This is a genomic window from Pseudomonas sp. PsB (genome assembly GCF_043658375.1).
GTDB lineage: Bacteria > Pseudomonadota > Gammaproteobacteria > Pseudomonadales > Pseudomonadaceae > Aquipseudomonas > Aquipseudomonas putida_Z.
In genome coordinates, this window is the sequence record NZ_JBIGLU010000020.1 from 1 (window position 1) to 25,223 (window position 25,223).

General features: G+C 60.9%; 25 protein-coding genes and 1 pseudogene. 6 read left to right on the forward strand and 20 right to left on the reverse strand.

All coding sequences use genetic code 11. From position 1 onward, the window contains the following. The first annotated feature begins 124 nt into the window (after positions 1–124). Positions 125–493 (forward strand): hypothetical protein, encoded by a 369-nt coding sequence (locus ACGLHT_RS21060; RefSeq protein WP_143524245.1) that lies wholly within the window; start codon positions 125–127, stop codon positions 491–493. Here ACGLHT_RS21060 and ACGLHT_RS21065 read toward each other — a convergent pair. The 17 genes and pseudogenes from ACGLHT_RS21065 to ACGLHT_RS21145 all read right to left on the reverse strand — a co-directional run bounded on the left by ACGLHT_RS21065 (position 447) and on the right by ACGLHT_RS21145 (position 16,611). Continuing rightward, complete coding sequence (locus ACGLHT_RS21065) at positions 447–1,166, reverse strand: A24 family peptidase (RefSeq protein WP_023628774.1); 720 nt, start codon at positions 1,164–1,166, stop codon at positions 447–449. The genes ACGLHT_RS21060 and ACGLHT_RS21065 overlap by 47 nt on opposite strands. Continuing rightward, on the reverse strand, positions 1,159–2,457 hold the full coding sequence (locus ACGLHT_RS21070) for an STY4528 family pathogenicity island replication protein (RefSeq protein WP_023628773.1): 1,299 nt from the start codon (positions 2,455–2,457) through the stop codon (positions 1,159–1,161). Before ACGLHT_RS21070 ends, ACGLHT_RS21065 begins: the two co-directional genes overlap by 8 nt. Beyond that, positions 2,454–3,149 (reverse strand): DUF2857 domain-containing protein, encoded by a 696-nt coding sequence (locus ACGLHT_RS21075; RefSeq protein ID WP_023628772.1) that lies wholly within the window; start codon positions 3,147–3,149, stop codon positions 2,454–2,456. Before ACGLHT_RS21075 ends, ACGLHT_RS21070 begins: the two co-directional genes overlap by 4 nt. A gap of 32 nt (positions 3,150–3,181) precedes the next feature. Next, positions 3,182–4,894: a ParB family protein gene (locus ACGLHT_RS21080; RefSeq protein WP_023628771.1), complete on the reverse strand. Its 1,713-nt coding sequence runs from the start codon at positions 4,892–4,894 to the stop codon at positions 3,182–3,184. 1 nt (position 4,895) lies between these two features. Further along, positions 4,896–5,243 (reverse strand): Arc family DNA-binding protein, encoded by a 348-nt coding sequence (locus ACGLHT_RS21085; RefSeq protein ID WP_023628770.1) that lies wholly within the window; start codon positions 5,241–5,243, stop codon positions 4,896–4,898. An 11-nt stretch (positions 5,244–5,254) separates the two neighbouring features. Then, positions 5,255–6,259, reverse strand: coding sequence for a nucleoid-associated protein YejK (gene yejK / locus ACGLHT_RS21090; RefSeq protein WP_023628769.1), 1,005 nt, complete (start codon positions 6,257–6,259; stop codon positions 5,255–5,257). Positions 6,260–6,484: 225 nt separating this feature from the next. Beyond that, positions 6,485–7,012, reverse strand: coding sequence for a hypothetical protein (locus tag ACGLHT_RS21095; RefSeq protein WP_028692975.1), 528 nt, complete (start codon positions 7,010–7,012; stop codon positions 6,485–6,487). Positions 7,013–7,186: 174 nt separating this feature from the next. After that, a complete protein-coding gene (gene dnaB, locus ACGLHT_RS21100; RefSeq protein ID WP_028692976.1) occupies positions 7,187–8,533 on the reverse strand; it encodes a replicative DNA helicase in 1,347 nt (448 codons plus the stop codon). After that, complete coding sequence (locus tag ACGLHT_RS21105) at positions 8,530–9,228, reverse strand: DUF2786 domain-containing protein (RefSeq protein ID WP_023628766.1); 699 nt, start codon at positions 9,226–9,228, stop codon at positions 8,530–8,532. The genes dnaB and ACGLHT_RS21105 overlap by 4 nt, the downstream gene beginning before the upstream one ends. Beyond that, on the reverse strand, positions 9,228–9,473 hold the full coding sequence (locus ACGLHT_RS21110; RefSeq protein WP_023628765.1) for a hypothetical protein: 246 nt from the start codon (positions 9,471–9,473) through the stop codon (positions 9,228–9,230). The genes ACGLHT_RS21105 and ACGLHT_RS21110 overlap by 1 nt, the downstream gene beginning before the upstream one ends. Then, entirely contained in the window at positions 9,470–9,997 is a 528-nt protein-coding gene (locus ACGLHT_RS21115) for a hypothetical protein (RefSeq protein ID WP_023628764.1), read from the reverse strand. The genes ACGLHT_RS21110 and ACGLHT_RS21115 overlap by 4 nt, the downstream gene beginning before the upstream one ends. Further along, positions 9,994–10,752: a hypothetical protein gene (locus ACGLHT_RS21120; RefSeq protein WP_023628763.1), complete on the reverse strand. Its 759-nt coding sequence runs from the start codon at positions 10,750–10,752 to the stop codon at positions 9,994–9,996. The genes ACGLHT_RS21115 and ACGLHT_RS21120 overlap by 4 nt, the downstream gene beginning before the upstream one ends. 1 nt (position 10,753) lies before the next feature. Next, on the reverse strand, positions 10,754–11,632 hold the full coding sequence (locus tag ACGLHT_RS21125) for a ParA family protein (RefSeq protein WP_023628762.1): 879 nt from the start codon (positions 11,630–11,632) through the stop codon (positions 10,754–10,756). Positions 11,633–12,014: 382 nt separating this feature from the next. Then, positions 12,015–12,974 (reverse strand): cation diffusion facilitator family transporter, encoded by a 960-nt coding sequence (locus ACGLHT_RS21130; RefSeq protein ID WP_085600994.1) that lies wholly within the window; start codon positions 12,972–12,974, stop codon positions 12,015–12,017. A gap of 154 nt (positions 12,975–13,128) precedes the next feature. Continuing rightward, positions 13,129–13,884 (reverse strand): methyl-accepting chemotaxis protein, encoded by a 756-nt coding sequence (locus ACGLHT_RS21135; RefSeq protein WP_371858046.1) that lies wholly within the window; start codon positions 13,882–13,884, stop codon positions 13,129–13,131. Between the two features lie 102 nt (positions 13,885–13,986). Continuing rightward, positions 13,987–15,192, reverse strand: a pseudogene (locus tag ACGLHT_RS21140) (HAMP domain-containing protein); the annotation flags it as partial. A 66-nt stretch (positions 15,193–15,258) separates the two neighbouring features. Then, positions 15,259–16,611, reverse strand: a complete 1,353-nt coding sequence (locus ACGLHT_RS21145) for an APC family permease (RefSeq protein ID WP_075046057.1) — start codon at positions 16,609–16,611, stop codon at positions 15,259–15,261. A 445-nt stretch (positions 16,612–17,056) separates the two neighbouring features. On the opposite strand from ACGLHT_RS21145, the gene ACGLHT_RS21150 reads away from it, so the two are divergent. Together ACGLHT_RS21150 and nadA are read left to right on the forward strand one after the other, a co-directional pair. Further along, complete coding sequence (locus tag ACGLHT_RS21150) at positions 17,057–18,565, forward strand: YdgA family protein (RefSeq protein ID WP_274120825.1); 1,509 nt, start codon at positions 17,057–17,059, stop codon at positions 18,563–18,565. 273 nt (positions 18,566–18,838) lie between these two features. After that, positions 18,839–19,897 (forward strand): quinolinate synthase NadA, encoded by a 1,059-nt coding sequence (gene nadA, locus ACGLHT_RS21155; RefSeq protein ID WP_003254747.1) that lies wholly within the window; start codon positions 18,839–18,841, stop codon positions 19,895–19,897. 108 nt (positions 19,898–20,005) lie between these two features. Here nadA and ACGLHT_RS21160 read toward each other — a convergent pair whose 3' ends face one another. Continuing rightward, positions 20,006–21,442 carry a M48 family metalloprotease gene (locus tag ACGLHT_RS21160; RefSeq protein ID WP_274120824.1) on the reverse strand — a complete coding sequence of 479 codons (1,437 nt, stop codon included), beginning with the start codon at positions 21,440–21,442 and terminating at the stop codon, positions 20,006–20,008. Between the two features lie 122 nt (positions 21,443–21,564). On the opposite strand from ACGLHT_RS21160, the gene ACGLHT_RS21165 reads away from it, so the two are divergent. After that, positions 21,565–21,804 carry a sulfurtransferase TusA family protein gene (locus ACGLHT_RS21165; RefSeq protein WP_004375233.1) on the forward strand — a complete coding sequence of 80 codons (240 nt, stop codon included), beginning with the start codon at positions 21,565–21,567 and terminating at the stop codon, positions 21,802–21,804. A 19-nt stretch (positions 21,805–21,823) separates the two neighbouring features. Next, positions 21,824–22,894 carry an AI-2E family transporter gene (locus ACGLHT_RS21170; protein WP_015271461.1) on the forward strand — a complete coding sequence of 357 codons (1,071 nt, stop codon included), beginning with the start codon at positions 21,824–21,826 and terminating at the stop codon, positions 22,892–22,894. Positions 22,895–23,018: 124 nt separating this feature from the next. On the opposite strand, the gene ACGLHT_RS21175 is transcribed toward ACGLHT_RS21170, so the two are convergent. Together ACGLHT_RS21175 and ACGLHT_RS21180 are read right to left on the reverse strand one after the other, a co-directional pair. After that, positions 23,019–23,492, reverse strand: coding sequence for a peroxiredoxin (locus ACGLHT_RS21175; protein ID WP_003254742.1), 474 nt, complete (start codon positions 23,490–23,492; stop codon positions 23,019–23,021). A gap of 11 nt (positions 23,493–23,503) precedes the next feature. Further along, entirely contained in the window at positions 23,504–24,064 is a 561-nt protein-coding gene (locus tag ACGLHT_RS21180; RefSeq protein ID WP_013973793.1) for a glycine cleavage system protein R, read from the reverse strand. Positions 24,065–24,323: 259 nt separating this feature from the next. On the opposite strand from ACGLHT_RS21180, the gene dapA reads away from it, so the two are divergent. Next, the gene (gene dapA / locus ACGLHT_RS21185; protein ID WP_025340253.1) at positions 24,324–25,211 is read left to right on the forward strand and encodes a 4-hydroxy-tetrahydrodipicolinate synthase; all 888 of its coding nucleotides are present in this window, start codon (positions 24,324–24,326) and stop codon (positions 25,209–25,211) included. Positions 25,212–25,223 lie beyond the last annotated feature (12 nt).

The following is a 25,223-nucleotide window of genomic DNA, read 5'->3' on the forward strand; positions in this document are numbered from 1 at the left end:
CGGTGCCGGTGAATGATGCGGGCCGCATCACTGTCAGGTGGTTCCAGTGGAACCACTCGACCTGGCTCGCGCCGGTGCCGGTGCCAGTGAATGATGCGGGCCGCATCACTATCAGGGGATTCTGGTGGAACCACTCGACCCGGCCTCGGCGCCGGTGTCGAATCAGGTGAGTGATGCGGGCCGCATCACTATCAGGCGATTCCAGTGGAATCACTCGACCTGGCTCACGGCGGTGCCGGTGCCGGTGAATGATGCGGGCCGCATCACTGTCAGGTGGTTCCAGTGGAACCACTCGACCTGGCTCGCGCCGGTGTCGGTGCCAGTGAATGATGCGGGCCTCACTATCAGGGGATTCCGGTGGAACCACTCGACCTGGCTCGCGCCGGTGTCGATGCCGGTGAATGATGCGGGCCGCATCACTCGACTAATGGTCCATGGGTTATTAATCAATGAGTTAGAATCACAAATGCGCTCCAGCCTGCGGCGGAGATGAACGGACCAAATGGAATTCTTGCGTCGGTAGATCGCTTTCCCAGGAGTATGAGAAGCATTGCGGCTAGACCTGCACCTAGCAGAGAGCAAACTACAGTCCAGCCAAGTACCTGTAGGCCACCCCACGCACCCATCAATGCCAACAGCTTAATGTCGCCTCTACCGATGCTTTCTCGGCCAGTGATTAGTCCGGTTAGTTGACTCACAGACCAGAAGAAGCCAAAGCCAACGACACACCCCCAAAGAGCGTCCTGCAGTACCGTGAACAGTCCGAAGGAGTTGAGGACTAAGCCGGCCCAGAGTCCTGGTATTACCAGCGAATCCGGCAGTAGGTGGTGCTCACTGTCGATCAAGCTCAAAGCCAGAAGCATCCAGGTAAACAGCAGGGCACAGAAGGCCTGCATAGTTGGCCCAAAATGCATTGTCACCACGAGTGACAACGCAGCGCAGCTAATCTGCGCGGTCCAGATTACTCGCGAAGGGGTTCTGGCCGGTTGAAGGTCGGAATGTTTCTCTGAATCCAGCCCCAGCAGTTCCCGTGCATCCCGCTGCCATTGGCGCTTGAGGAGTGCAGGTAGGCAGCAAGCGCCCCAGGTACAAACGCGGCCCGCCAGCATACCAATCACAACAGAGGCAAATCCCAGGGTGATCGTAGAACCCATCCAATCACTCATCGGTGGGCTCCACGCGGCGTCGAGGGTCAAGCAGGGCCTGCAGCGAGGTCAGCGCGGAATTTGCTGTCTGCATCGCAGTCGCTGTCGGTGCCGGCTTGGGAACGGCGGGCTGAGTGGGCCGTGCTACCACGCTGGCCGCTGGCGATGACGTCGGAGTTGCAGCAGGCGCTGTAGGGCTCCACTCTGCGTTGAAGTCACCCCGTATGGCCTTGCCTGCAAGGCTCGTCAGGTACGCGAGGGGCTTGGCGACACTCCCGCTAGTACAGCGATGCTTCCACTGGTTGATCACCGCCTCTCGGAGATTCTCCGGTACCGGCCCCATGATCTCACGTGCCTTCACACGGTCCTCTGGCTTGAGGAGATCTAGGGCAAGTAACCAGTTCACACCTGCACTCTCGCGCGGTTGTACAGAGCTTTTAGATACAGACTTGTCTGTATTTGTATACGTACTAGCTGAGTTCGGAATCCGAACTGAGGGTGAACTCAGTGGTTTCAGGCTGAGTTCGGAATCCGAACTGAGGGGGAGGGCCCCCTGTTTCGCTGAGTTCGTACTGAGTTCGGATTCCGAACTCAGTCCATCCACGGCTAAGTCTTGCTGAGTTCGGATTCCGAACTCAGGCGCAGGCAGTGCATTTTGTTTGGTTTCAACTGCCCAGGTCTGGGCGTTCAGTCGATCGCTAATCGTGTCAATGCGCGAGGGAAGTCGTCGCCCAACGTCTGGATCGCTGGTGAATTCTCTCCAGGTAATTGCCGCGATGTCCTTGATCGCTTTGTTCTGATGCTCCATGGATTGCATCAGCAAGGTCATATAGTCCTTGTCGAACTCCAGGGCCTCCGCCGGCGTGACAGGCTCGTCGTGTAGGAGGTAGACGTTCCCCTGAACCTGGCCGTTGATCTCATTCCGCACCGTCCGGCCCAGGCTTAACCAGCGGGTCAGACGGAGCACCGTCAAGGCTTTTGCCACGGTTTCTCTAGAGGCGTGTTTACCTGGATTCATGCCGAGGTAGGGCCGCAGTTGGTCATAGGTGGGGAAAGCCGTGATTCCATCTTCATTGACCAGCAGTCGAAAGACTTGCCAGCAATTGCGTTCCAAGGGGGTCAACCGATTGTCGAGTAGGAGTTTACGCGGGACCGTTTCATGCGGATTTCCGCTGAAAATTATCCCGGAGTAGGGTGTAGCAGGCGCTGCAGTAGGGGCGGTGTCCTCAGCTCTCTTCTTCTGCACATGGGCCTCGAGTTGCCCCGAGGCCGAATCTAGGAGCGTGGAAATCGGGAACCGTGTGAGCTTCATCTTCTCTGATCGCCTTCTCCAGGATGGATAGAGGCGGTGCCGCTTTCATCGACATGACGTAGGCCGCCCTCATCCAAAAGGGTGAGCTGTCGTCGCTCAGTGACTCGGGAGCGTTCAGTGCTGCCTGGATACAAGCCTTGTTCGACCCACTGAGTGATCCGTGACCAGATCTGCGCAAGCGTGAGACCGTCCGTGCTCAGCTCCTCGGCAACCAGCATGGCCACGTCGAGCATGGCCAAGCTGTCCTCGAGCTCGACGCGGTGCTCATCCATCAACTTGGTCCAGCGATGCCAAATATGGTGATCCTGATCTTCAGAGAGCTCTGGCCATCGACCGCGTGGGGCACGCACCCCAATGACGGTACGCTGCAAGGCTATCTCTTGAGGTGTGAGCCCGAAGAACTTGCCGAGCAAGCTGGTCGTGGCCCCCAGCCGGATCGCGCGCTCGATAAGCCGAGTTTCCTCTTCTGTACGCGCGGCGCCGGTCAGCAGCTTGAGGATCATTGAGCTGTTGATTGACACGTTGACCCATGAAACAGGGGTATTGCGGAGCAAACTGAGGACTGTTGGGTGCTGGATCTGGCCCAGCACCTCTGGTTCAACTCCCATCTCTACACAGCGCTGAAGTTGACCGTTACGCATGAGGTCAAGCAGCTGTGAGAGAACCGCTTCGTTAAGTGTTGACTTGGACATTGAGACTCCCTCCCATTCATCTCATCGAGTGTTCAGTTGTCCTGGACTGGCGAGGACCGTTTGAACTCTTCGATTTCCAAGTCGATCAGGCGTCGAGCCAGCCGAATGATGCGGAATAACTTGACCAGCGCACCGTCACTCAAACGACCTTCGTCACCTGGTGCCTGCTCAGCACCCAGAGGTTGGCCCAGCAGCAGTTGGCCCAGGCCGGCAGCAAACTCAAATTCGCCCAATGCACTGGCAGGGTTTGGTTGCTCGTTCAGCATCTTGAGTGCGATAGCCATCGCACCGCTCAATGACTGAAGCAGTGTCAGCGTATGTTGAGCTGTTGCAGTGACTTCAACTTCGGTCTCCGGCTGTTTGTACTTGAACCCGATCCCTCCATCGATTACCTGGATATCGCCAGGGCCGTTGACAGATTCGAGGATCTCCACGGCCAGTTGGGCTACCTGGTTGCGCAACTCGCCAGGTTGGTCAATCTGACGCTCGATGTACCAGAGGTCGGTAATGGGGTGCAGTCCGCCGGCTTGCACGGGGATGGCGACCAGGCAGTTCGAGTTGAAATCGGGCAGCGTTTCCCCGCTGAGGGCGGCAACCTTCGCTTTTGTCTCGATCACCCGCTGGCTGAGGTTCGTTGGGGACGCGATATGCCCTGCAATCCGTTCCTGCTCTTGCTCTGGTGTGAGCGAAGCTCCCGGCATTGGAGCAGCTGGCTGGTGGGGAGGCTGAGAAGGCTTCGGCGAACTCCCAGTAGCTTCAGGTAGCTGTTGCGATGCCGGTACCGGTACCGGTGAAGCTGTACCAGTACCCAAAAGACTGGCGGGATGATTACTGGACTTGCCGGTACTCGGCACTTCTACCACTGGCGTTGAGCGACGGAGCTTATCCTGCTGCTGGGTAATCTCCAGCAGAATGTCCTCGTAGCCGAGCTGCAGCGATTTTTTCATCGTGCCGATGAGCTCGTCCTGGAAGCGCTGGAACAGGAATTCTTCCGCTTCTCCCTCGAACTGGGCAAGGACGTCCTGGAACAGCATTTCGAAGTCAACGCCTTCATTGCTGTAATGCTTGTCCCAGCAAGCCAATGCAGATTTTCTCAGCGCGATTATTTTCGTGATCCGGTCGATACCGAGACCGGAGTAGAGCAAACCAGGCACTGCAGGCAGCAAAAATTGCAGGGTATCCAGCATCCTGCTGATATGGGACTGAGAAATAGGGTACCCATCTTTAGATAGGCGTCGAGCGAGCTCGCGCTGGGAAATGGTCTCGCCGCTTTCCTCCTCATAAAGCGCCTTCGCTCGACCCACCGCGACAGCTCTCTCGATGAATTTGAGCTCACCTTTGAGATCCTCGGCCAGGTGACCGGTGAGCATCACGATCTCGCCTCGGATCTGATCCCATGGGCGGAACAGAACATTAATCCTCTGAAACCTTTCGTCGCCAGTTTCCTGGAACAGCTCCTTCAGAATTGTGATTCGCGTGTTCCCACCGTTGCGGATCCGGTATTTTTCCTCTCCAGGTCTGCGTGTTACAGGCGGAGGGGTGTCGAGGCCACGGTGGCGGATCGACTCCTTGAGTTCATCGTATCGTGGGTTGCGAGTGGTACGAGGGTTATCCTCCCAAGGGAGGACCTGCTCGACAGTCAGCACCAATGGGGTGTCCGCGATAGGGTCACTCATGGCCGCGGTGGTGCCTGTAGGGGTGAAGCCTGGAGCGAGAAGCTTGGCTTTGAGGTCTGTAGCGGCCATCTCAAGCTCCTACCGCAGCAACGTGCGGGTGAGCCAGAGGAGAGTGGCGAACCAGGTGCAGCACTTCCTGAATGTCGTCTTGAGTTGGAACAGCATTTTGCAACAGGCGATCGATGATCCGGTATGCGCGGGTCAGCTCGGATCTCAACTCCTCTGCGTTGGCGCCGTCGCCCTGGGCTTTCTGCGCCGGCTCAAATTGACCGTTGAGTAGCGATTGCTCGAGGCGATCGATGATTTCGCTGTTCATGGAACGATGGTTCTTGCGGGCGACTTCTGCCACTTGTTCACGCATGCCATTCGGCAGGCGAACCACGAACTTGTCAGCGGTACGGGAATTGGTTGCGTTCATGGTGGTTCTCCTTACTGGCGGCGTTTGAGTTGGTCGGTGAGCTGAGTGGGCAGGTTCTTGATCGTCAGCGAGCCGGTGTCGGCGTCGTAGGTGACGTTGGAACCGAGCAGGTGCGCCTCAAAGCTGATCGACAGACCTTCGGCGCGGCCGGTGAAACGGCGGAACTGGTTGAGTGTGCGCTTATCGGCCGGGATCTCAGGGGATAGGCCGTAGTCGCTATTGCGGATGTGGTCGTAAAACGCCTGAGGGCGGTCTTCATCGAGAGTCTGGGACAGCTCTTGAAGAGAGAGGGGCTGCCCCAGCTTCGTTTGGGTGGTGGCATAGTCGAGCAGCGCGTGGGTTTTCTCCCGGGCGCTTTCTTCTGGGAGATCCTCTTTCTCGACGTAGTCGGTGAATGCCTTGAGAAGCGTGCGGGTTTCACCTGGCCCGTCGACGCCTTCTTGGCACCCGATGAAGTCGCGGAAGTAGTCCGAACTCTTCCTGCCGTTTTTGCCTTTAACGAAGGAAATGTACTGCTTCGAGTTAGGGTTGTTGCGCCACTCGCTCAGGTTGATCCGGGCCGCGCAGGAGAAGTTGCTGGTGTCCAGGTAGCGAGAGGCTACAACATTAAGATCACCGTCCAGGCTGACGGTTTCGACCTGCTGGAGGACAGCGATCATCAAGTACTCAGTCAAGCCTTGTTGGTAATGGCTGAAGAACACGTGGCCACCGGTGGACAGGTTGACCTCTTCAAGCAGTTTCTGCAGGTGTTCGACAGACACACGGCTGAAGCTGGTGAAGTCTTGCTGCTCCTCCAGGTACTGTTTCAGCCAACCGCTGAATGGGTACGCACCCGACTCCCCATGGAAGAAGCCCCACGCTTTGCCTTGCTTGGCGTTGTAGCTGTCGTTCAGGTCGCCCTGGAGACTCACGATAGCATCGGACGGTGGGAGCTCAGTGTCACGGGCATGAAGGACGGCGGGGCTGCCGTCGGGCTGCTTGTCGAGCTGGTGAATAATTACGTGTCGGATCGGCATTATTGAATCCCCCGCGAGGAGCTGTTTTGGACTTCCGCACGTCGAAGCAACGCCCGGGTGTTGCGCTCGGAACGGTGGTCGCTAGGTGTGCAGGAAGTGAAAATCGGTGCGAAGCCGGACTTGCTGAACTTCAGGTGGCCGCTATTGGACCTGGAGAGAGTCCAGCCCTCGGAGAGGGCAAACTCAGCAAGCCGGCGGACACTGTCGTGGGCGCCGCGAAGAAGGTTACGCATTGGATCCGGCCTCCTTCGGGCAAAGTGCATCACCCGCTTGGATGGCCACGATTTCCGGGGTGCAGCCCGGATATTGGGTGGCCAGGTCGGTGAGGAACTCACGTGCAGTCTCGCGCGATCCAGGAATCCGGAAGACCACGGTGCAGTGATGAGCCTCGTCCACGGAGCTGGTCAGATGGGGGGTTACTGCAACCTTCAGACCGCAGCTCAGGAGGTGCCTTGGTACCCATACTGACCAGAAGTAATTGGTCAGCAGGGCTGGTTGGCCAAGGAGGGTCGCTGCCAGCGTTCCAGCATCATGGCTTTCCAGCTCGACGTACTGCAGCTGTGCAAGCTCTTGCAGAGCCTCATTCAGCTCAACAGGCACCGTGGTTTCACCGAACTGGGTGAGCCGTGAGACAACCTGGCTGAGAGCATCCAGCCAAACCGCGTTTACGCCAGACTGGTGCGCGAATGCCAAGGCCGATTGGTCGGTGTTTGCGATTGCAGGGATCGAAGGGTAGATCTGCTCAGCCTGCATTGGGCACCTCCGAGAGAGGAACGGGGTCATAGCTGCCGCAGACCGGGCATACCAGAACCTCTGCCTCACCTTCAGGGGTATGCTCAGCAGGATGCACCTGCCGTACCTGATGAAGCGCGAAGTGCCGGCCACAGTTAAGGCAGCCATGCGTAATCAGATGGGATTCTGTGAGCGTCATGCGGCAGCTCCTTGCCAATGGTCAGCAGTGAGGTTTGCGAAGCGAGTTTGGTTGGCGATAAAGGCTGCGCGTACATAGCCCGTAGGCCCTTGGCGTTGTTTGCCGATAATCAGCTCGGCAATCCCCTTGAACTCGGTGTTTTCGTTGTACACCTCGTCTCGGTACACGAAGAGGATGATGTCGGCGTCTTGCTCGATCGCTCCGCTGTCGCGCAGATCGGCGTTGACTGGTCGTTTGTTCTGACGTTGCTCCAGAGCCCGGTTGAGCTGAGAAAGAGCTACGAAGGGGCAGTTGAATTCCTTCGCGATTCCCTTGAGGGAACGAGATATCTCGCTGATCTCATTGGCCCGGTTCTCTTGCCCAGGGCAGCGCATGAGTTGCAGGTAATCCGCCATGATCAAGCAGGGCCTCCCAAAGCGCCGGCTAGCGCGTCGAACCTTGGCGCGCATCGCAGCAGGAGTGAGGTTTGCACTGTCATCGATGACCAGACGGTTGCCGTATGCGCTCATGCGATGCACGGCGGCGGAGAGTTTGGGCCAGTCCTCGTCCTGCAACTGACCGGACAGGAGCCTGCTCAGGTCGATGTGGCCCAAAATTGCCAGCATTCGGTAGATGAGGGCCTCGGTAGGCATCTCCATGCTGAAAACCAGCACGATCTCGTCAGGCTTACTGTTCAGCGCGGCATCTACGATGCTCAAGCAGAACGAGGTCTTGCCCATGGATGGGCGCGCGCCGACGATGATCAGGTCTGCTGGCTGCAGGCCGCGCGTCATTTCATCGAGATCGGTGATGCCTGTTGGCACCCCCGTTACGGTCACATGACCGTTGAAATTCGCGTCGATCTTGTCGACGACAGAGAGCAGTGCCTCGTTCATGTTGGCGAATTCACGTACAACGCGACCTTCGCCCAGCGCGAACAGCTTCTGCTCGAGCGTGTCCTGAACCTCCGCCGCGTCAGCAGCAAGTTCAGCTGCATCCCGTGTCCCCTGGAAACACAGGGACATGATGCGACGAAGGTGTGCGCGATTACGCACGATCTCCGCATACGATTGGATATTCGCTACAGACGGGGTGTTCTTGGCCAGCTCTGCCAGGTAGGAAAGTCCTCCAACCTCCTCGGGGACGGCCATCTGCTCGAAAATCGTGACCACGTCGAAAGGGCTGTTTTTCTCTGACAGTTCTTGGATAGCGGTGAAAATCAGCCTGTGTTCGCCCCGAAAGAAGTCATCTGCCTGCAGTAGGTCACCGACGAGATCCCAGGCTTCGTTGTCCAGCATCAGCCCGCCCAGGACGCCCTGTTCCGCCTCCATGGAGTGAGGAGGTGAATAGCTCAGGTCGGTCATCTGGCACCCCCGTGGGAAATGCCAGGCTGTTCGGTGCGGCCAACTCCGTGGTGGAGCTGAGCATGCCGGCCTTGCCGAATACCTGCGTACAGAGAGCTACGATCGTGGCCTTTGGCTTCGCTTGGCGTGATGTCGCTTTGCTTCAAGTCAGGGTGATGCACGGTCAAGTAGGCCGTGATCTCAGCCTTGATCTCCGGAGCCAGGTCACCCGCGAACTCTCGAACTTTGTAGGCCACTGCTCCAATCCAACCCTCCGCAAACAGTTGGCCGCGGCGTCGTTTGGTCTTCAGCTGGCACCGTTTCTGCTGCGAGACATGCTCGCGACGTGCTTTCTGTAACTGCAGGACGAGGCTGCTGTAGGCATAGGCAGCCAGATCCGGACCGATACCCTTGCCCAGGAACTTGAAGCAGTAACCCTTCAATGGGTGGTAGTAAGAGAGGTGGCTGCAGTCGAATGCGGCTGCACATGTTCCGGCGAGGGCATGCAACCAATCCGCTGGGGATCGACGTGTGCCCGTGGGGATACTTGCTTCAAGAACTTGGCTGGCCCGCAGTTCGTCTGCGTCGATGTTGTACTGGGCCATGAGCGAGCGGGCCTGGCGCAATGCGATTGCTGCCTCGTTCGTGTTTGCCCCTGGGCTGTTGGCCAAGGCCATCAGCTTGGTGACTTTGTCGAGGATCTTCTGCTTGTCCATCAGGAGCCCTCCCCAAGTTGGCGAGGTTGTCCACGCATAGCTGATGCGATCAGCACCAGGAGATTCAGCGTCCCGACCGTGCCGAGCGCATAGGCCGAGTAGACCGAACCCTGCAGAGCGATTTCGGCGAGCGGGGCTTTGAAGATCGAACCCAAGCCATAGGCGGTCGCCAGTGCCACAGAGCAGTTCATGAGGTACAGGCAAAGCGTGCCAGCGAACTGGGAAATAGAGGCAGGATTCATCATGCAGCCTCCGCGCGATGAGCCTTCGAAGCCGCTAAGGCCGCTTTGTAACTGGCCTTGGCGTCTTTCTTGGTCTTGCACCACTCGCCCGTAGCACGGCTTGAGCTCATGCGACAGCCGGACTCTATAGAGATCAGGCTGCCCACTTCGCTGTAGCCGAATGACTTACAACGATGCTCAATCGTGGGTTTTTCGATCCCGAGCCATTCGTGAAACTCAAGCCCGCTGTCTGCATCCAGAAACTCGTCATACCGAGTGAGTTTTGGTAGCGGAGGGAGGCTGGTCTCTGCGAAGTGCTGGCCCTGACTCGTAGCGCGATAAACAACTTCATCCTGGGGACAAAAAGCTGGAGGCTTTCCGCACGACATGAGCCCTGCTGCGACGAGCACGTCGAGCTGTCGTGCATCGCTGCAACCTGGGCTTGTGAGAAAGTAATTGCGGCTAACTGTGCGCCGGTGTCTGTTTTCGGCGGACAGACCCAAGGTGTGCCAGAGAAGGTCGAGCTGCTGTTGGCTGACGTTGTTCATGCTTGGCCCTCCTGCTTCGCCCCATCGGGGGAGAGAGCCTCTTTCCACAGGCGCAGGGTCTCGCGTTCGTCTGCTGTCAAGGCAGCCAGGCCAACAGCTTCGGCCACTTTCTCCTGCAGGAGTCGCAGACGTTCCTCAACCGACGAACCATCGTCATAAGCAAGGTGGCTGGTCAGGTCGCTGATCATGAAGTAACGGAGTGTTTGGATATTCCCGACCCGGTGTTGCTCAGGTGAGGCCCCGTAGAGTCGATCAGGCGTCTTCAGATCGCTCCTGACGTAGAGGTTGAATTCAGATGGGTTGTAGGAGGTATGGAACTGTCGTGCACGATTCAGGATGAGTGCAGCCTTGATCGTCTCGAGCCGTTCTTCATGGGTTTCGGTGGGCAAGGGGAATGTACGCGCAACGAGCTGCTTCGCCAGTGCATCACGGGCATCTTGCCGGCGTTTCGTGTCCTTCTCGGTCCGAACAAGTTTTTCCTTGGCATGAGTAACGTTGTTGCCGATGGATTCAACCAGGCGCGATGCGTCGAGCAGAAGCTGCCGTTGAGCATCGGTCAGGTGCTCTCCGAGTTTTCCGAGTAGCCCAGACTCTTTATTCCAGTGATACCCGAACTTGCGCAGATCACCTGCGATGGAGGTGAGCCGGGTTTGGACGCTGCGAAGGTCCTTGGCGGAGTGCGTTCTCCCGAGTTGCAGAACCAGTTCGGTAGTGATGTCGCTGGCATCGGTGATGACGATGGGTCTCTTGGCCATCTCAGCGCCCTTCTTTGACGATTTGGGCTACACGCTCTTCGGTCATTGCCTCGAAGCGGTCCGTCCACTCAGGGAAGGCCTCGATCGCCAAGCTGCGGATGATGTTCAGCGCCGCCGGCGACTTACGGTTCGAAGGTTGACGATATTCAAGCCGATGCGCCGGCACGCCTTGGCTCGCGGCTTTCTTGAAGATGACGGCATCTGGAATGATCGATTGCAGGACGGTGTAGTCTGGGTTCCCGTCGAAGATTTCACGGACGGTGCGGTGGATCTCGCGCGCGTCAGCAGTTTCATCCAGGCCGTTGATGATGATGTTGATGTGGGGAATGGTGAGGCCGAGACGAGCGTAACTGCGCAGGCCATCCATCATATGGATGGTTCCACGGCTGAATTCGCGCGCGGCCAACATGTTCGGGGGGAGGGGGGAGAGGATGATATCAGATGCAAGAACGACCATCTCCAGCATCGCAGAGCGGGCGCCCTGGGTGTCAAAGAGGATGAGATCGTAATCGGCATCGAAAGCCGACATCAGGTTGGCTAGTCGCAGTCTGCCATCAGGCGCCTGCAGTATGAGGTTGTTGAGCTGGTTGTTGGCATCGTTCGAAATGATGACGTCGAGATTCTTGATCGACGTGCGGGAGATGATCTTGGCCGGGTCGGTCTCGTTGTACGACAGCAGCTCGAAAATGCCGCCCGGGGCAGTGTACTCCAGGGGGAAATAGGAGGATGCGGAAGGCTGGACGGGGTCCAGATCGATGAGGAGGGTGCGCAACCCAGCGTCTGCTGTGAATGCCCCCAGATTGGTGGAGCCGGTGGATTTACCGGTGCCGCCTTTGGTTGAAACCTTACCTGCTCGTTTTGCTTTCTTCGGATGTGTCATTGCCATGCCTCTAATGTGGATTTCATTAGAGGCTGCGTGCCTAGGCGCGGAATGGTGCTGAAAACCCCTCCCTAGGTGGAATTATCGGCCTAGATCCCAATTGTCTTTTAACCAATTGGTCGTAGGTTCGAATCCTACACGACCCACCATATGCAGTACGTCAAAGCCCGCTACCGGCAACGGTGGCGGGCTTTTTCGTTTTCCGTTGGCCGAGTTTTATTGCTCGGTTTGCGCGATCGCCTGTAGGAGCGGCCTTGCGTCGCGATCGGGCTGCGCAGCAGCCCCAGGGTTTCAGCAAAAATGCACAAATTGCTGGGGCTGCTGCGCAGCCCGATCGCGACGCAAGGCCGCTCCTACAGGGGCTGCGCAGACTCCAGATGTCTTACTCAGCCCACTCCGGATCCCCGGTAAATACCACGGTCAGCCAACGGTCCGGCCCTTCACCACCCACGGCATCACCGATCTCGTTACGCCACGCATCCCATTCATCGATGGTTTTCGCGGCCATGGCCTTCGGCACGATGAAATACAGTTCGATCTCCCGCGAGCGCCCGACCTTGGCCACATAGGCGCGGTACGACTGCAACCCATGGCGTGCGACGAAGGCCTTGGCGACTTCATCCACGTGCAGCTTGAGGTCGCCAGGGGTCACCAGGAAAATTTCCGAAAGGGCCTGGCGCACCACCGACATCGGCAACGGCACGATCACCAGGCAGACCAGCGCCAGCACCGCCGGGTCGATATACGGCGACACCCACTCCAGCGATGTGCCCTGCACCGCATAGCCAAAGCAGAAGGCGATCAGCAGCGCGGCGGTGATGCTGGCCGACATCACCCAGCCCTTGACGTCCATGCGCACGAAATCCGAGCCCAGCTTGCGGTTGGCGCGGGCCTCGACAATGGCGATGGTCACGCAGGCGATCACGGTCAGCACCGCGTAGACCATGGCGATGCCGAACTCCAGGTGACGCCCGCCTTGCAGCAGGCTGCTGACGGCGTTGATCAGCGCATAGATGGCTACGCCGCTGAGCAGGATGCCGTTGAGTGCCAGCACCATCGGCTCCAGATGCCAGAAGCCCATGGTGAAGCGCTCGCGCAACTTGCGTGACATCTGCACGCTGGTGGTGTGCGCGGTAATCAGCCTGACCACCACCAGCGACAGCCCGCTCATGCTGGCATCGACCAGCGAATAGACGCCGTCGAACACGATGGAGAACGAGCCGGAGGCCAGGCCGAAGGCGATGCCGATGATGGCAATGAACAGGGTGACGGCGATCGAGGTGCGTAACAGGCCCTGTTCGCTGGTGATGTCGAAGAAGGTGGAGCGGGTTGGGTTTTGCATAGGTTGTGCTCGATAAAATCAATAATGCTGTATTGCCTGTTGGGGCCTCTTCGCGGGCTCGCCCGCTCCCACTGGGTATGGTGCACCCCGAAGGGCTGGGCATTTCCTGTGGGAGCGGGCATGCCCGCGAAGAAGGCGCACCGGCCCTGACAGGTTAGACGCGGAACTGCTCCATCAGCGCCTGCTGCTGGTTGGCCAGCCGGTTCAGGGCCTGGCTGATCCGCGCTGACTCATCGGCCTGGCCTGCCAGCGATTCGGTCACATCGCGAATGCCGGCCACATTACGGTTCACCTCTTCGGCTACGGCGCTCTGCTCTTCAGCCGCCGAGGCAATCTGCAGGTTCATGTCGCTGATCACCGCCACTGCCTCACCAATACGTTGTAGCGCCGGCAGCGCCTGTTCCATCCGCGCGGCGCTGTCCTGGGCCTGGCGCTGGCCTTCGTGCATGGCACCCACCACATCCTGGGTGCCTTGCTGCAAGCCTTCGATGACCTGGCGAATTTCCTCCACCGACACCTGGGTGCGCTGGGCCAGGCCACGCACTTCATCGGCCACCACGGCAAAACCACGCCCGGCTTCGCCTGCGCGGGCAGCTTCGATGGCGGCGTTGAGTGCCAGCAGGTTGGTTTGCTCGGCAATGGTGCGGATCACTTCCAGCACCGAACCGATCTGCCCGCTGCGGCCTTCCAGCGCGCGTGCCTCGCCCATGGCGGTGTTCATGCCGGCGGCCAGGCGGTCGATGCCCTGGCGGGTGCTGTCGATCAGTTGCAGGCCCTCGCGGCTGGCTTGGTCGGCAGCGCGTGCGGCCTGGGCCGCCTGCGAAGCGTTATGGGCGACATCCAGAGCGGTGGCGCTCATTTCATTGGCGGCGGTGGCCACCTGTTCGATTTCGCGGTGCTGTTGCTGCATGCCGTTGCTGGTCTGGCTGGCGATGGCTGCGGACTGGTCGGCGGTGCCGCGGGCTTCCTGCAGTGAGCCTTTGACCTGGGCTATGACCGGCTGCAGTTTGTCGAGAAAGCGGTTGAACCAACCGGTGAGCTGGCCCAGTTCGTCCTGGCGGGCATACTCCAGGCGGCGGGTGAGGTCGCCTTCGCCGCTGGCGATGTCTTCCAGGCGCGCGGCCACGGCCAGGATTGGCCGAGTCACCCCGCGCGCGGTCAGCCACACCAGCAGCAAACCGACTACCGCAGCGCCCAGGCCAACCAGCAGGCTGGTGAGGTTGGCGCTGTGGTTGTGCGCATCCAGGCGCTGGTTGAGGGCGACGGCATGCGCCTGCAGCACGCTTTCCGGCAGTTCCAGCAATACCTGCCAAGGGGCGGCATCAGGGATTGGCGTGAACGGGTGGGCAACACGCAGCAGGCCGTCGGCTACCGCCTCGTCCATGGGCTCGCCGAGCTTGCTGTCGTCGCGGCTGTTGCCGGCCAGCAGGCCGGCTGCGCTGGCGATACTGACCTGGCCCTGGCCGTCGAACAGCTCCCGGCGCCCGTCCAGGCTCAGCTGTTGCAGGTTGGCCAGGCCGATGTCCAGGCCGACCACGCCGACCACCTTGCCGTGCTCCAGCAGCGGCAGGGCGATGCTGGTCATCAGCACCTGGCGGCCATTCACTTCGTCGAGGTATGGCTCGAGCATGCAGGTTCTGGCAGTGTCCTGCGGGCAGGTCAGCCAGCGGTTCTTCGCCACGCCGTTGCTGCCGATGCTGGCGTCACCGAGCATCGATTCCGGCATGGCTTCAAGCTCCAGGGTGCCGGGGCGGGGTTGTGACCAATACAGCGAGAAGCGCCCGCTCTCATTGCTGCCCATTGCATCCTGGCCGAGGTACTGGCTGTCCGGGTCCAGGGCGTTGGGCTGGAACACCAGGTACAGGCCGATCACATCCGGGTTGCCGGCCAGGCTGGCGCGGGCCTGGCGCGTCAGTTCGGCGCGCAGGTCGTTGCCGCCACGGGCCTTGAGCACCTGCACCAGGCGGGCAAAGCCATTGCCGTACTGGTAGGCGTCCATGAAATAGCGCTGGATGCGCAGGGCCTGGGTTTCGGCATGGGCCTGCAGGCGCAGGCGTGCGCTGCTGTCGAGCATTTCGGTGTTGGCCTGGTTGACCAATGCCGCGCTGCGCCGCGCCTGGGCCAGCGATGTGGTTACCAGCAGGGCGACAATGGCCAGCAGGCACAGGCCGGCGAGCAGGGTGATCTTCCACTGGATGGAGAGGCGACGCAGCGGCATGAGGGCTTTCCTTTTCGATCAAATGCAACGCCCGCGATCAGGCGCGGGCGTTGTCGGCAGCATGGGTCATTCAGCGATGTAGTTGGGCGGGGAGTCCCTGAAGGCTTTGGTCAGCCAGGCCAGGTACAGCAGGCCGAGCAGTGCCCAGACGCCACCGAACAGCAGCGAGTGTGCATTCAGATCCAGCCACAGCGAGACGATGATGCAGAAGCCGATGGTGGGTGCCACCAGGTATGTCAGCTGGTTGGCCAGGCCCTGGCGCTTGCCTTCGCGTAGGTAGCAGTGGTTGATCACTGACAGGTTGACGAAGCTGAACGCGACCAGCGCACCGAAGTTGATGATCGAGGTGGCGGTGACCAGGTCGAAGAAGATCGCCGACAGCGAAATCAGCCCCACCACCGCGATGTTCAGCACCGGCGTCTTGTAGCGCGAGTGCAGGCGGGCGAACAGGCTGGCCGGGATCACGTTGTCGCGGCCCATCACGTACAGCAGGCGCGACACGCTGGTCTGCGAGGCCAGGCCCGAGGCGATGGTGTTGATCACGGTGCAGGCGATGAAGATCGATTGGAACAGCTTGCCGCCGACGTACAGGGCGATTTCCGGCAGTGCCGCTTCCTGGTCGTGGAAGCGGGACATGGTCGGGAAGTAGGCCTGGATGAAGTACGACACGGTGATGAACACCAAGCCGCCAATCAGGGCGGTGAGGAAGATCGCGCGAGGGATGGTCTTGCCCGGGTCGCGGGTTTCTTCGGACAGGCAGGTGACTGCGTCGAAGCCGAGGAACGAGAAGCACAGGATGGTCGCACCGGCGGCCAGGGCGCTGAGCTGAGTCTGGTCGTCGGCGAACGGCAGCAGGCTCCAGGCGGTACCCAGCCCTTCACCCTGGTCCAGGCCGCGCACGCACAGGTAGATGAACACGGCGATGATCGCCACCTGCACGGCCACGAACAGCAGGTTGAAGTGCGCCACCAGGTTCACGCTGCGCATGTTGATCAGGCTGATCAGGGTGACGAAGCCGGCCACCCACATCCACTCCGGTACTTCCGGGAACATGGCCGAAAGGTACAGCTTGGCCAGCAAGGCGTTGACCATTGGCAGCAGCAGGTAGTCCAGCAACGACGACCAGCCGACCAGGAAGCCGACGTGCGGGTTGATCGCGCGCTGTGTGTAGGTGTAGGCCGAGCCCGACTGCGGGAAGCGCCTTACCAGGGTGCCGTAGCTCACGGCGGTGAACAGGATCCCGGCCAGTGCCAGGATGTAGGCGCTGGGTACGTGACCGGCAGTAATCCCGGAAACGATACCGAAGGTGTCGAACACGGTCATCGGGGTCAGGTAGGCCAGACCGATGATGATCACGTGCCAGAGACGCAGGGTTTTACGGAGTTGGCCGTTGCCGGAAGCGCTGTGGTCAGGCTGCATGCTGGCATGGCTCCTGCGGCTGGGCGTAAACGGCGGGCACGGTGTACTGCGCATGCGGCAAGGGCGAGCGGGTGGGCTCCATGTTGTTCACCTTTATTGTTGGAGCAGCGGGGACGCGGGGGAGCGCGCAAAGTGGTGAAAATAAAAAACGATGGGTAGCTTAGTGTCAAGTTAAACATGACAAGATGTTGCTGGATTGAAATATTTATCGATTAAAGTGGGGTTTTGTTCGGTTTTTGCGCGTTTTTTTGCGGTTATGATCAATTCTGGTGTTCGCAAAAATTAACGAATGCCGGTTCCCCTCGGAAGGTATGTCAGGCGTTTCCCAAAAACCGGATTTCTCGAGCCTGGCCAGCGCCAGGGCTGGGCTGCAGTGGTACTCTTGGCGTCCTGTGTGGCCCTTGGCCGCCTACGAAGCCCATATGGACAGCAATCGGTTCTATTCATGAAGAAATCAGTTGGCATCCTTTCCGGCCTGGCTATCGCCATCGCCGTCGCAACCACCGCTGGCGCCTGGTACACCGGCAAGCAGCTGCCTGCGGAGCTGGACAACGCCCTGGTCCGCAGCAACGCGGAACTCAAGAAGGCCCTGGTGAGTACCGGTGGCAGCATGAGCATCGAACGGGTGTCGCTGGAGCAGCATTTCTTCAGCAGTACCGCCCAGTACCGGCTCAAAGCCCGCGATATCAACCTGGGCGAAGGCGAAGTGTTGAATTTCGACGTTGGCGTGACCGACCAGATCGAGCACGGCCCGTTCCCCTGGTCGCGGGTAAAGGCACTGAAGCTGATGCCGGTGCTGGCAGTCAGCAACAGCACGCTGCAGAAGGACGACGCCACCGCGCCGTGGTTCGCAGCAGTGGGCGAGCAGGCCCCGGTCAGCGCACAGACCAGCCTGGGCTACGACGGCAATGTGGTCAGCCAGGTGCAGCTGGCACCGGTCAAGCTCGACGAAGCGGATGGCAACAGCCTCGATTTCTCGGGCATGCAACTGCAAGTCAGTGGTGACCAGGAAGGCAAGGCCTCGAGCTTCCACGGCCAGGCCGATCGGTTCGTGATGAAACTGGTACGCGATGACCAGCCGCCTGCCACCTTCGAGCTCAATGGCCTGAAGGTCGGCGGCCAGCTGGCGGCCACCGCGCACCAGGCCATCTACGTGGGCAACGTCGACCTGGCGCTGGCTGAAACCAAGGTCACCCTGGGGCCCAAACAGCAGGTGCTGGTGGTCAAGGGGCTGGAGCAGAATGCCCTGCAAACCCTTGACGGCCCGGATACCGTGGGTGGCCGCGTGGAGTACAAGGTAGGGGATATCACCTGGGATGGTCGTGCGGTGGGCAAGGCGCAGATGGCGGTGAGCATCACGTCGGTCAACGCGCCGGCGCTACAGGCGCTGTCGACGTGGTACCAGGCGCACCTGCCGGAATTCGAGGCCGCGGCTGCGGCTGGCCAGCCGGTGCCGGAAATCCAGATGGACGATGAGGAGAAGGCCAGGTTCCAGGGCGAGCTGCAGAAACTGCTGGCTGCCAAGCCCCGGGTGGCGGTGGAAAACCTGTCGTTCAGGACCGCCAATGGCGAAAGCCGCTTTGACCTGTCGATGGGCTTCGCCGCCCCGGCCAGCTTCGACCTGCCGCCTGATCAAATGAGCAAGCAACTGATCACCGAGGTGAAGAGCAAGCTGTCGTTGTCCAAGCCGATGATTGGTGACCTGGCAACCTTGCAGGCACTGCTGGATGGCCAGACCGACGCCCAGGCCATTGCCATGCAATCGAGCCAGGCCGGGGAAATGGTCGGCATGATGGCGCTGCAGAGTGGCATGGCCACCGTGCAGGGCAATGATGTGGTGAGCAGCCTGCACTATGCCGACGGCATGGTCGACTTCAACGGCAAGAAGATGACCGTGGAAGAGTTCGCCATGCTCATGGCGGCGCAGCTGGCGGCCCTGTCGCCGCAGGGCTGATCGTTTCTCCTGTTCCTCCCACAGGTTACTCTTTGCCCCCGAGGGCAGCGCTGTACCTGTGGGAGCGGGCGTGCCCGCGAAGAGGCCAGCACAGGCAACACAAAAACCACTTTAGAAATCGCTGGATTGTCTGTAGCCTTCGGCCTCCGATAATAATCCGCGCCCGCAGAGGGCCGTGGCGGCCTTCGTGCCGTCCGGCACCCTTAGCCGATCTGTCAGGGCCGGGTGATACACTCGATTTGACGCGCGCACGCGCCTGCAGGTCCAGCGATCATGACCCAGATTTCCGAACGCCTGTTGGTTCAGGCCCACCTCGACGCCAAGCAGCCAAACCCGCTGACAGCCGAGCAGGAGGCCGAATACCGTGCGGCCATCGCTGCCGAGCTCAAGGCCCAGAACGCCGTGCTGGTCGCCCACTATTACTGCGACCCGGTCATCCAGGCGCTGGCCGAAGAAACCGGCGGCTGCGTGTCCGACTCGCTGGAAATGGCCCGCTTCGGCAAGAACCACCCGGCCGAAACCGTGATCGTTGCCGGTGTGCGCTTCATGGGCGAAACAGCGAAAATCCTCACCCCGGAAAAGCGCGTGCTGATGCCCACCCTGGAGGCCACCTGCTCGCTCGACCTGGGCTGCCCGGTAGAAGAGTTCTCGGCCTTCTGCGACCAGCACCCCGAGCGTACCGTGGTGGTCTACGCCAACACTTCCGCTGCCGTGAAGGCCCGCGCCGACTGGGTGGTGACCTCGAGCTGCGCACTGGAAATCGTCGAAAGCCTGATGGACAACGGCGAAACCATCATCTGGGGCCCGGACCAGCACCTGGGGCGTTACATCCAGAAGCAAACCGGTGCCGACATGCTGCTGTGGGACGGTGCCTGCATCGTTCACGAAGAGTTCAAGTCGCGCCAGTTGGCCGACATGAAGGCGCTGTACCCGGATGCGGCGATTCTGGTGCACCCCGAGTCGCCGGAAGCGGTGATCGAGCTGGCCGATGCGGTGGGCTCCACCAGCCAGCTGATCAAGGCTGCCCAGACCCTGCCGAACAAGACCTTCATCGTCGCCACCGACCGCGGCATCTTCTACAAGATGCAGCAGCTGTGCCCGGACAAGGAGTTCGTCGAAGCCCCCACCGCCGGTAACGGCGCGGCATGCCGCAGCTGCGCGCACTGCCCGTGGATGGCGATGAACACCCTGGAGCGTGTGCTGGATTGCCTGCGTAATGGCACGAACGAGATCTTTGTCGACCCGGCGCTGGTGCCGAAGGCGATCAAGCCGCTGAACCGGATGCTGGACTTTACCCAGGCAGCGCGCCTGAAGTTGTCTGGTAACGCCTGACGATATACCGCGTCGCTTTCTTCGCGGGCACGCCCGCTCCCACAGGTACTGCACCGCCCTTACAAGCGGTGCAGTACCTGTGGGAGCGGGCGTGCCCGCGAATGGCCCTCAACGCCCCATCATTTCCTGAACCATGCGCTGCTGCTCCATGATCTCGCGCTGGCGCTGGTCAATCTGTGATGCCAGTGGGAAGTTCCCGCCCGCCCGGCGCTTGGCGTAATCCAGCTGCTGGATGGCCTGGTCGAAATCGCCCACCAGGGTGAAGTACTCGGCCCGCGCCCGGTGCAAGCCAATGGTATTACCCGAAAGGCCGCGCACTTCGGCCATGTCGTACCACACGTCCGGGTCATCCGGCCGGCTCTTCACCAGTTCGTTCAGCACCTTTTCCGCCTCGGCGGGCTTGTTCAGCTTCACCAGCAGATCGGCACGCACCTGTTTCAGCGGGTAGTTGCCCGGGTACAACCCCTGCATGCGTTCGGCGCGCTGCTGCGCGTCGGCCAGGCGGTTGTTGGTGATGTCCAGGTCGATCTGCGCCAGGTTGTAGGTAATGTCGTTGGGTGCCTTGGCCAGCAGCGCCTTGAGCAGTTCACGCGCCTCGTTCAGCTGGCCGCCCTTGATCTGCGCCAGGGCCAGGCCGTAACGCGCGGCGTCCAGCTTGGGGTCTTCGTCCAGCTGGGCGCGGAAGCGTTTGGCCGCCAGCCCCGGGGTGCCTTCGTAGGTCAGCGCCACCCGGGCACGGATCAGCTGGTAGCGCATGCTGTCCTCGACGCCGCCCTTGGGGGCCTGCTCGGCGCGGTTGCGGGTGTCGGCGATACGCGACTCGGTTACCGGGTGGGTCAGCAGGAACTCCGGCGGCTTGGCGTCGTAGCGGTACTGCCGGGCCAGGCGCTCGAACATGGTCGGCATGTTGCGCGGGTCGTAGCCGGCCTTTTCCAGGTTCTGGATGCCGATGCGGTCGGCTTCCTGTTCGTTCTGCCGCGAGAAGCGCCGCTGTTCCTGGATCGCCGCCGCCTGGGTGCCGGCGATCACACCGATACCGGCATCACCACCGCCACCGGCCGCCAGCACGATACCGGCCAGCAGCGCTGCCATCATCGGCAGTTGCATGCGCTGCTGGGCCTCTACGCCGCGGGCGAAGTGGCGTTGCGACAAGTGCGCCAGTTCGTGGGCCAGTACCGAGGCGTACTCGCCTTCGGTCTGGGCGTTGAGGAACAGCCCGCCGTTGACCCCGACGATGCCGCCGGGGGCGGCAAAGGCGTTGAGCTCGCGGCTATCGATGAGGATGAATTCCAGGCGGCGGTCCTGCAGCTGGCTGGTTTCGGCCAGGCGGTACACGCTGGTTTCGACGTAGTCCTTCAGCTGCGGGTCGTTGAGCTGGTTGACCTGGCCGCGCAGCAGGCTCAGCCAGGCACGGCCGAGCTGGTGCTCCTGTTGTGGCGAGACGATCGCGGAACTGGCGTCGCCCAGTGATGGCAGGTCGTCAGCATGGCCGGGAAGGGCCAACAGGCAGGCCAGCGTCAGCAGGGTAGGGCGCAGTAGATTCATGCATGAAGCTCGCGTCGGTCAAAGATACCTACTGTAGCGGGCTCACACGTTGGCGACCAGTGGCGCTATCCTAGCCGGCCAAATCCAGATACAGCCTGGCAATGCCTTTGGAGAGCCCCGCAATGAGTGAAACCCTGACCTGTGACGCCGAACTGGACGCCAGCGGGCTGAATTGCCCTTTGCCGCTGCTGAAGGCCAAGATGGAGCTCAACCGCCTGGCCAGCGGCGCGGTGCTCAAGGTAATCGCCACCGACGCCGGCTCCCAGCGCGACTTCCGCACTTTCGCCCAGTTGGCCGGTCATACCCTGCTGCGGGAAACGGCCGAGGCCGGTACCTACACTTACTGGCTGCGCAAGGCCTGAGTCTTTCCAAGGATCGTCAATGTTCAAAGTGCTTCGCGACTGGATGCAGCGCTACTTCTCCGATGAGGAAGCGGTGGTGCTGGCGGTCCTGTTGTTCCTGGCTTTTACTGCGGTACTCACCCTCGGTGGCATGCTTGCGCCGGTGCTGGCGGGCATGGTGCTGGCGTTTCTGATGCAGGGGCTGGTCAATGCCCTGGAGCGCTTGCGGGTACCCACCCGGTTGGCGGTGATGCTGGTGTTCGCCCTGTTCATGGGCGCGCTGGCGGTGTTCATGCTGGTGCTGGTGCCGCTGCTGTGGCACCAGTTGATCACCCTGTTCAACGAGCTGCCGGGCATGCTCGGCAAGTGGCAGTCGTTGTTGTTGCTGTTGCCCGAGCGCTACCCGCACCTGGTGTCGGACGAGCAGGTGCTGCATGCCATCGAGTCGGTGCGCGGGGAAATCGGCAAGTTCGGCCAGTGGGCACTGACGTTCTCGCTATCGAGCCTGCCGCTGCTGGTCAACGCCATGATCTACCTGGTGCTGGTGCCGATCCTGGTGTTTTTCTTTCTCAAGGACCGCGAACTGATCGGCCGTTGGGTCAGCGGCTACCTGCCACGCCAGCGCAGCCTGCTGAACCGGGTGGGCAGCGAGATGAACCGGCAGATCGCCAACTACATCCGCGGCAAGGGCATCGAGATCCTGATCTGCGGCATTGCCACCTACATCGCCTTCATCAGCCTGGGGCTCAACTACGCCGCGTTGCTGGCGTTGCTGGTGGGGCTGTCGGTGGTGGTGCCTTACGTGGGCGCGGTGGTGGTGACCGTGCCGGTGACGTTGATCGCATTGTTCCAGTGGGGCTGGGGTGACCAGTTCATCTACCTGATGACGGTGTACGCGATCATCCAGGCGCTGGACGGCAACGTGCTGGTGCCGCTGCTGTTCTCCGAGGCGGTGAGCCTGCACCCGGTGGCGATCATCTGCGCGGTGTTGCTGTTTGGCGGGTTGTGGGGGTTCTGGGGGATCTTCTTTGCCATCCCGCTGGCGACGCTGATCAAGGCTGTGCTGGATGCCTGGCCGCGGCAGGAGCCTAGCGTTTCGCCGATGCTCTGAGTGCAATAGGGGCCGCTTTGCGGCCCATTCGCGGGCGCGCCCGCTCCCACATTGATCGGTGTACGCGGGACCTTGTGGGAGCGGCCTTGTGTCGCGAAAGGGGCGCAAAGCGCCCCCGACGATCTCAAGCCTTGTTCAGGGCCTGGGCAGCAGCCAGTACTGCATCTACATGCCCGGGCACCTTCACCCCGCGCCATTCCTGGCGCAGCACACCGTCCTTGTCGATCAGGAAGGTGCTGCGGTCAACGCCCATGTATTCCTTGCCATACAGCTTCTTCAGCTTGATCACATCGAACAGCTGGCACAGGGCTTCGTCCTTGTCGCTGATCAGCTCGAACGGGAAGCCTTGCTTGGCCTTGAAGTTCTCGTGCGACTTGATGCCATCGCGCGACACGCCGAACACCACGGTGTTGGCTGCGGCAAAGGCATCGTGCTGGTCACGGAAACCCTGGCCTTCGGTGGTGCAGCCCGGGGTGCTGTCCTTCGGGTAGAAGTACACCACCACTTGCTGGCCCTTGAGCTCGGCCAGGCTGACGGTTTGCCCGCTGGTGGCCTGGGCCTGGAAGTCGGCAACGGGTTGGTCGAGTGCTACGGCCATGGTCGGTTTCCTTACATTGGGTTCTGTGGACGCCATGGCTCGATCAGCGCATCGAGGTTCAGGGCATCGGCAAAGTCCAGGAACTGGTCACGCAGCCAGCTGATCTGGGTGCCGGCCGGCAGAATCACGGTGAACTGGGCATTGAGCATGCTGCTGCCGGTCTGCGGTGCCAGGTAGGTATCGCAGGTCATGGCTTCCAGCTCGACGCGGTGGTCGAGGAAGAACTGGCACAGCTCGTTGATGATGTCCGGCCGGTAGGCGGCGCTGACGTAGGCCACGTAGGGCAGGGCCTGCGGGCGCACTTCCTGGTCGGCGCTGCGCACCACGTCCAGGGTCAGGCCGTGCTTCTTGCCCAGGCCCGGTAGCATGGCTTCGAGGCGCGCCAGGGCGTCCCAGCTGCCGCCTACCTGCAGTACCAGGGCGCTGGTCTCGCCGTGGCGGCTCAGGCGCGAGGTGACCACCGCGCAGCGGTTTTCGAAGGCAGCGCGGCTGAGGACGTTGGCCAGCTCCATGGGGTTGGGGCCCAGGGCACTGATGACAAGGAATTGTTCGCGGACGGTGGGGGTGGACATGCAGCATTCCTAAAGCGATGAGCGGTCGGCACAGGACGGGCGAAAGCCTCCTGTCGGCAGGGCCCGGGGCTCGCATGCGAGGTCGTGGACGCTGGCGGGGAGCAAGGTCGACGGCCCGGCGGGCCGCGCTGCACCGATCAAAGCATCAAGGGTAGCGAAATAAGGCGCCGAGGGGAATGCTCCGCCCGCCTGCTTCGCTTGTGCAAGGCCGATGCCCCCAGTACCATTACCGCTCTCTTTTTCCGGCAGGAGCAGTTACATGATTGCGGGCAGTATGGTGGCATTGGTCACTCCCATGGATGCACAAGGGCGTCTCGACTGGGAAAGCCTCGACAAACTTGTAGACTTCCACCTGGAAAACGGCACCCATGCGATCGTCGCTGTCGGCACCACCGGTGAGTCCGCCACGCTGGATGTCGAAGAACACATCCTGGTCATCAAGCACGTGGTCGAGCGCGTCAAGCGCAGCACCCGCCGCATTCCGGTCATCGCCGGTACCGGTGCCAACTCCACTGCCGAAGCCGTGCACCTGACCCAGAACGCCAAGAGCGCCGGCGCCGACGCCTGCCTGCTGGTAGTGCCGTACTACAACAAGCCGACGCAAGAAGGCCTGTACCAGCACTTCAAGCACATCGCCGAAGCCGTCGACATCCCGCAGATCCTCTACAACGTACCCGGCCGCACCTCCTGCGACATGCAGGCCGATACCGTGATCCGCCTGTCGAAGGTCAAGAACATCATCGGTATCAAGGAAGCCACCGGCGACCTGGTACGCGCCAAGGCCATCCTCGATGGCGTCGACAAAGACTTCATCGTCATGTCCGGCGACGACCCGACCGCCGTCGAGCTGATCCTGATGGGCGGCAAGGGCAACATTTCCGTCACCGCCAACGTCGCACCGCGCGAAATGGCCGACCTGTGCGAGGCCGCCCTTGAGGGCAATGCCGAGAAGGCCCGCGCAATCAACGAAAAACTCATGCCGCTGCACAAAGACCTGTTCTGCGAGTCCAACCCGATCCCGGTGAAATGGGCACTCGTCGAAATGGGCCTGATGCACAAAGGCATTCGCCTGCCGCTGACCTGGCTGAGCGAAGGCTGCCACGAAAAAGTCCGTACTGCCTTGCGCCAGTCCGGCGTACTGGTTTAAGAGGAAGTACAC